The sequence below is a fragment of the Kitasatospora sp. NPDC007106 genome (assembly GCF_040634455.1).
GTDB lineage: Bacteria > Actinomycetota > Actinomycetes > Streptomycetales > Streptomycetaceae > Kitasatospora > Kitasatospora arboriphila.
The window spans coordinates 1-3703 of sequence record NZ_JBEYFP010000603.1; the positions used below are offsets into that span (position 1 = coordinate 1).

The following is a 3703-nucleotide window of genomic DNA, read 5'->3' on the forward strand; positions in this document are numbered from 1 at the left end:
CAGGGCGGAGCACGCCCGGCAGCAGGTCGACGAGCTCCGGCGGGCGAAGGCCCGCTGGCAGGACCCGGAGTACGTGAAGGCGCAGGCCCGCGAGCATGCTGGTATGCGCCCTGCGGCCGCCTCCGGGCCCGCCGCACCGCCCCCCACGGCTGACCAGGCCGTACCGGTGCGGCAGGGGGCCGGGAACGGGCCCGCACGCCCGTGCCCGACCATGCGGAAAGTCGGGGACGTGCCTGATCAGTCGGCCAGGCGGTACTCCTCGAGCAGCCGCCGACCGACGATCATCTTCTGGATCTCCGCAGTACCTTCACCGATGAGCAGCATCGGGGCCTCGCGGTAGAGGCGCTCGATCTCGTACTCCTTGGAGAAGCCGTAGCCGCCGTGGATGCGGAAGGCGTCCTCGACGACCTCCTTGCAGTACTCGGAGGCGAGGTACTTGGCCATGCCGGCCTCGAGGTCGTTGCGCTCGCCGCTGTCCTTCTTGCGGGCGGCCATCACCATCATCTGGTGCGCGGCCTCGACCTTGGTGGCCATCTCGGCGAGCTTGAACTGGATCGCCTGGTGCTCGGCGATCTTCTTGCCGAAGGTGGTGCGCTGCTGGGCGTAGGAGATGCCCAGCTCGAAGGCGCGGCGGGCGACGCCGCAGCCGCGGGCGGCGACGTTGACGCGGCCGACCTCGACGCCGTCCATCATCTGGTAGAAGCCCTTGCCGGGGACGCCGCCCAGGATGCGGTCGGCCGGGATGCGGACGTCCTGCAGCACCAGCTCGGTGGTGTCGACGCCCTTGTAGCCCATCTTCTCGATCTTGCCGGGCACGGTCAGGCCGGGAACCTTCGGGTTCGGGCCGAAACCGGGCTCCTTCTCGATCAGGAAGGTGGTCATGTTCTTGTACGGGGTGGAGCCGCCCTCGTCGGTCTTGCAGAGCACCGCGACCAGGGTGGAGGTGCCGCCGTTGGTCAGCCACATCTTCTGGCCGTTGAGGACGTAGAACTCGCCGTCCTTGACGCCCTTGGTGGAGATCGCCGCGACGTCGGAGCCGAGGCCCGGCTCGGACATCGAGAAGGCACCGCGGATCTCGCCGGCCGCCATCCGCGGCAGGAAGTACTCCTTCTGCTCCTGGGTGCCGTGCGCGTTGATCATGTGCGCCACGATGAAGTGGGTGTTGACGATGCCGGAGACGGACATCCAGCCGCGGGCGATCTCCTCGACCACCAGAGCGTAGGTCAGCAGGGACTCGCCCAGGCCGCCGAACTCCTCGGGGATGGTCAGGCCGAACAGGCCGAGCTGCTTCATCCCCTCGACGATCGCGGTCGGGTACTCGTCCTTGTGCTCCAGCTCGGTCGCGACCGGAATGATCTCCTTGTCGACGAAGTCCCGCACGGTGGCGAGGATGTCCCGCTGGATCTCGGTGAGGCCGTCGGTCTGTGCGAGGCGTCCCATCGTGCGGCTCCCTATCTGAAGGCGTGAGGGTGGGGGGAGGGAAGAGCGGCTCGTGCCGGAGCACGGAAGTCGTTGTCGGGGGCCCTGCCGGCGTGGCTGCGGCAGCAGGGCCCCCGGGGCCGGGTGGGGTGAGGCCGATGACGGCGGCCTACCCGTCCGGGGTCTCAGGAGGCAGGAGTCGGGCGGCCGGGCTGCTCGCCGCCGCGCTCCTTGGTGTACGTCGCGGTCGGCACCATCACCTTGCGGCGGAAGATGCAGACGACCGTGCCGTCCTGCTTGTAGCCCTTGGTCTCGACGTACACGATGCCGCGGTCGTCCTTGGACTTGGACGGCCACTTGTCGAGGACGGTCGTCTCGCCGTAGATCGTGTCGCCGTGGAAGGTCGGGGCGACGTGGCGCAGCGACTCGATCTCCAGGTTGGCGATCGCCTTGCCGGAGACGTCCGGGACGGACATGCCGAGCAGCAGGGAGTAGATGTAGTTGCCCACGACGACGTTCTTGCCGAAGTCCGTCGTCTTCTCCGCATAGTTGGTGTCCATGTGGAGCGGGTGGTGGTTCATGGTGAGCAGGCAGAAGAGGTGGTCGTCGTACTCGGTGACCGTCTTTCCGGGCCAGTGCTTGTAGACCGCGCCGACCTCGAACTCTTCGTAGGTGCGTCCGAACTGCATGGGAGTGTCCTTAGGAGGCCTGGGAAGGGGGCGGGCGGGTCAGGCCTGCGGGGGCTCGAACTTGCTGGTGCGCTCCATGCCGGCGGCGCGGCCCTTGCCGGCGATGACCAGGGCCATCTTGCGGCTGGCCTCGTCGATCATCTCGTCGCCGAGCATCGCGGAGCCCTTGGCGCCGCCCGCCTCGGAGGTGCACCAGTCGTAGGCGTCGAGGATCAGCTCTGCGTGGTCGTAGTCCTCCTGCGAGGGCGAGAAGATCTCGTTCGCGGCGGCGACCTGGTCCGGGTGGAGCACCCACTTGCCGTCGAAGCCGAGGGCGGCGGCGCGGCGGGCGACCGCCTTGTAGCCGTCGGCGTTGCGGATCTGCAGGTAGGGGCCGTCGATGGCCTGCAGGTCGTTGGCGCGGGCGGCCATCAGGATGCGCATCAGGATGTAGTGGTACGCGTCCGCGTCGTAGCCGGGCGGCTGCTCGCCGACGACCAGCGACTTCATGTTGATCGAGGCCATGAAGTCGGCCGGGCCGAAGATGATGGTCTCCAGCCGGGGCGAGGCGGTCGCGATCGAGTCGACGTTGATCAGGCCCTTGGCGTTCTCGATCTGCGCCTCGATGCCGATCTTGCCGACCTCGAAGCCCATGGTCTTCTCGATCTGGGTGAGCAGCAGGTCGAGCGCCTTCACCTGCTCGGCGTCCTGGACCTTCGGCAGCATGATGCAGTCGAGGTTCGGGCCGGCGCCCTCGACGACCGTGATCACGTCGCGGTACGTCCAGTGCGTCGTCCAGTCGTTGACCCGGACGACCTTGGTCTTGTTGCCCCAGTCGCCGTTGTTGAGGGCGTCGACGATGTTGTGCCGGGCGCTCTCCTTGACCAGCGGGGCGCAGGCGTCCTCGAGGTCGAGGAAGACCTGGTCGGCCGGGAGGCCCTGGGCCTTCTCCAGGAAGCGCGGGTTGCTGCCGGGCACGGCCAGGCAGGAGCGGCGCGGCCGGAGGCGGTTGACGGTGGTCATGGGGGTGGTGATTCCTTCCCGGTCAGCTGGTCGCGGTCGAGTGCGGCGCCGCGGCCCACGGCTGGAGCCTGTTGGCCAGCCGGATCTCGTCCACGATCCGGCCGATGATGGTGGTGATGCCGAAGTCCTTCGGGGTGAAGACCGCGGCGACACCGGCGGCCTTGAGGGCCTCGGCGTCCGCAGCGGGGATGATGCCACCGACGATCACGGGCACATCCTCCACCCCGGTGCGGCGCAGCCGCTGCAGGACGTCCGGCACCAGCTCGGGGTGGGCACCCGAGAGGATGGACAGGCCGACGCAGTGGACGTCCTCGGCGACGGCCGCCGAGACGATCTGCTCCGGGGTGAGCCGGATGCCCTGGTAGACCACCTCGAAGCCGGCGTCGCGGGCCCGGACGGCGATCTGCTCGGCGCCGTTGGAGTGACCGTCGAGGCCCGGCTTGCCGACCAGCAGGCGGAGCTTGCCGGTGCCGAGCTCGGCGGCCGTCGCGGCGACCGCCTCGCGGACGGCGGGGGGCTCGCCGCCGGGCTCGGCCGCCCCCGATCGGCAGAGCACACCTCTGAACTCCACACACCACAAGACATATAAAGTA

4 protein-coding genes are annotated in these 3703 nt (G+C 68.8%); all 4 read right to left on the reverse strand.

All coding sequences use genetic code 11. The annotated features are described in order from the left end of the window. Positions 1-237 precede the first annotated feature (237 nt). Positions 238-1440, reverse strand: coding sequence for an acyl-CoA dehydrogenase family protein (locus ABZ641_RS29225; protein ID WP_030266688.1), 1203 nt, complete (start codon positions 1438-1440; stop codon positions 238-240). 164 nt (positions 1441-1604) lie between these two features. After that, positions 1605-2108, reverse strand: a complete 504-nt coding sequence (locus ABZ641_RS29230; protein WP_359986541.1) for a MaoC family dehydratase — start codon at positions 2106-2108, stop codon at positions 1605-1607. 39 nt (positions 2109-2147) lie between these two features. Next, positions 2148-3122 carry a CoA ester lyase gene (locus tag ABZ641_RS29235; RefSeq protein ID WP_344622039.1) on the reverse strand — a complete coding sequence of 325 codons (975 nt, stop codon included), beginning with the start codon at positions 3120-3122 and terminating at the stop codon, positions 2148-2150. 10 nt (positions 3123-3132) lie between these two features. Continuing rightward, the coding region (locus tag ABZ641_RS29240; RefSeq protein WP_359986544.1) for a cobalamin B12-binding domain-containing protein at positions 3133-3703 on the reverse strand (571 nt) is incomplete at its 5' end.

Excerpts from the sequence above, each read along its gene's own strand:
- ABZ641_RS29230 (WP_359986541.1), bottom strand. The coding sequence starts at position 2,108 with ATGCAGTTCGGACGCACCTACGAAGAGTTCGAGGTCGGCGCGGTCTAC.
- ABZ641_RS29225 (WP_030266688.1), bottom strand. The coding sequence starts at position 1,440 with ATGGGACGCCTCGCACAGACCGACGGCCTCACCGAGATCCAGCGGGAC.